Source organism: Protofrankia sp. CiP1_Cm_nod2, assembly GCF_920664355.1.
GTDB lineage: Bacteria > Actinomycetota > Actinomycetes > Frankiales > Frankiaceae > Protofrankia.
In genome coordinates this window covers 1-3713 of record NZ_CAKKTL010000356.1, presented here as the reverse complement: position 1 = coordinate 3713, position 3713 = coordinate 1, and the positions used below count along the sequence as shown (strand labels likewise).

Genomic DNA, 3713 nt, shown 5'->3' with positions numbered 1-3713 from the left:
GCCTGGGGGCGGGCGCCGGGGCGGCCGGGTGGGCGGTACGGCGGCTGCGGGAGCCCACCCGCCCGGGGGTGGCGGCCGGGGGCACGGCGGGGCCGGGTGCGCTCACGTTCGGGCTGCCGGGAGCGCCCGGCGTCGAGTTCGCCGGTTCGCTCGTCGCCGACCAGCGTGGCTATTACCGCGAAGCGGGCTTCACGTCCACGCGCTTCCGCGGCAGCGGGCCACGCTTTCCCAGCGTGACGGCGTCGGTGGCCTCGGGCGCGGCCTTCGTGGGGGTGACCACCGCGGACGCCGTCGCCCGCGAGGCCGCGGCCGGCGCGCCACTGCGGATCATCGGCGCCCAGCGGCAGAAGTCCCCGTGGGCGGTCGTCTCCCTGGGGGACCGGCCGATCCGGACACCGCGGGAGATGATCGGCATGCGGGTCGCGACAGCCATGGGCAGCGCGGCCGTCTGGGCGTCGTTCCTGGCCGCCGCGGGAGTTCCCGCGGCGGCGGTCCGGCAGGTCGTCGTCCCCGATGATGCGCAGGCCCTCGCGCAGGCCCTCACGCAGCGGCAGGCCGACGCGGCGCTGTCCTCCGTCGCAGACGTGCCGCTGGCCCTCACCCGGCAGGGGGTCAGCTGCTCGGCGTTCCTGCTCGCGGACCACGGGTATCCGCTGGTCTCCCACGTGTACGTCGTGACCGCCGACGCGGTCACCGCCGCGCGGAAGACGGTCAAGGCCTTCCTCACGGCCGAGATCCGCGGCTGGAAGCAGAACCTGGCCGACCCCATGCTCGCGGCCCGGCTCACCACCGACGTCTACGCGAGGTCGCTCCGGCTCGACGTCCGCGAGCAGCTGGCGGAGAACAGGGCGTTGAACGACCTCGTCCAGACGGCGCAGACCCGCCGGGACGGCCTGTTCACCATGACCGACGCCCTGATCGAGGCCAACGTCCGGCTGCTGTCCACCGGTCCGGCGGCGTCGGCCGCCGGGCACCTGTTCGACCTGTCCGTGCTCCGGGAGCTGTACCAGGAGTGGCCCCGCCTGATCTGACCAGGCCGCCGGCCACCTCCGGACACCAGCCGGACACCTCCGGACACCTCCGGACACCAGCCGGCCACCAGCCACCGGCGGGAGACCGGTACCCACCCGCGGCCGCCCACGCGAAAGCCGGCCGGCCCGTAACGCCGTCGGCGCGGTTCGAAAGGCCTGTTCCGCGCACGGTTTCCGTGGGCAGGCTCCGCGGCCGGGCTCCTCCACAGCCGCCGGAAATCCGGCCGTCGGTACACCCGGATCGGGCGATCCGTACCCGGGAAATGCTTCGGCGATCCCGGAACCGGGCACGAGAGAATAATGATCACAAATATTCCGGACGCCCGGCTGCCGTTCCGGGCCGTCAGCTCGGCTCGCGGCCCTCCCTGCCCTGTTAACCCCTGCCCGGGCCTGGTTCGGGCATACTGCGTTCACGTCGTGCCGCATTCACTCCGGCATCCTCCGCCAGCGGCGTGACAGACCGTCCAGAACATGTCGGATCCGATTTCTCCGGACGATTTCAGCGGGTCCGGGGCAGCGCGTCCGAAAAGGCGGTCAAAACAGCGTCCACCACCTGGGGAAGGAACCGTTCTTGGCTGTCGTGAACGTGCTCGCCGAGCTGGTCCCCGACCGGGTGTTCGCGGCCGCGGTCGCCGTGGCCCACCGCCGCTTCGAGCCGATACTGCGCCGGGTGGATACGTTTGTCACACCGCGACAGACCGCTCTGGACGTCGGCGCCTGGTACGGCCCGTGGAGCCACTGGATGTCGCGGCACGCCCGCCATGTCGTGACGGTCGAGCCCAACCCCGAACTGGCCGCCTTCGTCGCCCGCACCTGCCGGCCGAACGTCACGGTGGTGCCGAAGGCCGCGTCCGACACGGAGGGTTTCGCCGAGCTGTGGCTGCCACCGGGCGGCCGGGGCACCGAGGGGCGCGCCTGCCTGCTCCCCCAGGGCCGTGAGCACACCGGGCACACCGGGCGCGCTGGGCACACCGGGCGCGCGGAGCACACCGTGAAGGTCGAGACGGTCCGTCTCGACAGCCTCGACATCGCCGACGTCGGACTCGTGAAGATTGATGTGGAAGGGCACGAACTCGCCGCGCTACGCGGCGCGGAGGGAATTATCCGGCGCTGGCGCCCGAATCTCGTAGTCGAGATCGAGGACAGCCGCAGCCCGGCGGCCGCGACCCTGGAACTGCTGCGGAGCTGGCACTACCAGGGCTGGTTCCTCGACCACGGGAGAATGCGCCCACTGGACGACTTCGATCTGGTCGGCCACCAGCGGGAAATGGCACCGCTGGCCCACCACGGCTACCTCCGGGCGGTACTGACCGGCAGCGTCCACCGATACGTCAACACCATTCTTTTCCGACCGTCCTCCTGACACCGGCTACCACGGGTGGAGCCGTGACACCGAAAAACGGGGGCGACCGGGGCGACAGCCACGCCAGCCTTCCGCTCGCGAATCCTGGAGCGCTGGTCAGGTAACGCGGATCCCATCCACGACCACCCGCACAGGCCATGATCCAGGAGAGTTTGTCGTTGTGTACGCTTTTTGGCCGCAAAAGCGTACACAACGACAAAATTACGCCGATCTTCTCCGGTGGCCGACGTCCATCGAAGCGCGCCATCGTTCAGGGGGGATACGTATGGTTACCTGACCGGCGCTCCAGGACGCCCTTGCGCGGGATCGCCGGGTGCCGGCCCGCCCCCTCTCATCGGCCCGCCGGGGCCGGTTCAGGGGCCGGTTCAAGGGTGACGTCGAGGGTGCCGGTCAGGGTGACCTGCTCCCAGGCGTCCGCGGGGAGTTCCGGTGTCTGCCGGAAACCCGCGCCCGGGGCCAGCAGGACCAGAGAACCGTCGGACCGTCGTTGCAGTGGGACGCGTTCCTCCCACCGCCAGGGCCGCGCCAGGTCGGGCGTGCCGCCCGCGACCAGCCCCACGACCAGCTCCGCGGCGGGACCCACCTCGGCGGCGGCCACCTCGGCGGGGGCCAACGTGGCAGGGTCCGTGCCGGCGGCGGGCCGGCCCGCCGTCCCGGGCGTGCGCCCACCTGTCCCGGGGCGCGGCAGCCCGCCCAGGCTGGCGTCGGAGCGTCCGTCCAGCGTCCAGGTCACCGTGCGTGTCGTGCCGGAGGCGTCCGTGCCGGTGGCGAGCGGGTAGGTCTGCGTCCGGTTGCCCAGGCGCAGGTAGAGCTGCGCGTAGGGATGGCCGGCGGGGACGGTCACCGACACCCGGGCGTCGATCGCCCTACCGGTGACCGTGCGCAGTTCGACGAACGAGCCCCGTGGGCGGCCGGGCCCGGCCGCCGCCGGCAGCCCGGCCAGGGCTGGCAGTTCGTCCGGGCGCAGCCGGTAGAGCCGACGTTCCGGCATCCGCGCGGCGAGCCCCACGACGGCCGGGCCGATGTCCGCGGCGTACAGCACCTCGTCCGACAGGTCCGGGCTGTTGCGCAGGAAGTGGTAGGGCACCTGGGCGTACCGGCTCGGGAGCGGCGGGGTGACGATCACGACCGCGGGCCCGCCGAGATCGTCGGGGATGAGGCCAAGCACGCGCTCGTCCACCGTGTTCACGTACCGCTGGACCCCGGCCTTGCCGGGGACGGCGGGCACGGTCAGCGCCGCCAGCGCCAGCAGGCAGCCGCCGGCCACCAGCGCGCGGGCCGGCAGCGCGCGGGCCGGCAGCTGTCTCTTATACACATCT

Annotated in this window: 2 protein-coding genes and 1 pseudogene; 2 read left to right on the top strand and 1 reads right to left on the bottom strand. The window is 72.4% G+C overall.

From position 1 onward, the window contains the following. On the top strand, positions 1-1031 hold a 1031-nt coding region (locus NBW84_RS23245; RefSeq protein WP_250287397.1), incomplete at its 5' end, for an ABC transporter substrate-binding protein. Between the two features lie 580 nt (positions 1032-1611). Continuing rightward, positions 1612-2394, top strand: a complete 783-nt coding sequence (locus NBW84_RS23240) for an FkbM family methyltransferase (RefSeq protein ID WP_250287399.1) — start codon at positions 1612-1614, stop codon at positions 2392-2394. 331 nt (positions 2395-2725) lie between these two features. Here NBW84_RS23240 and NBW84_RS23235 read toward each other — a convergent pair. Next, positions 2726-3713, bottom strand: a pseudogene (locus NBW84_RS23235) (hypothetical protein); the annotation flags it as partial.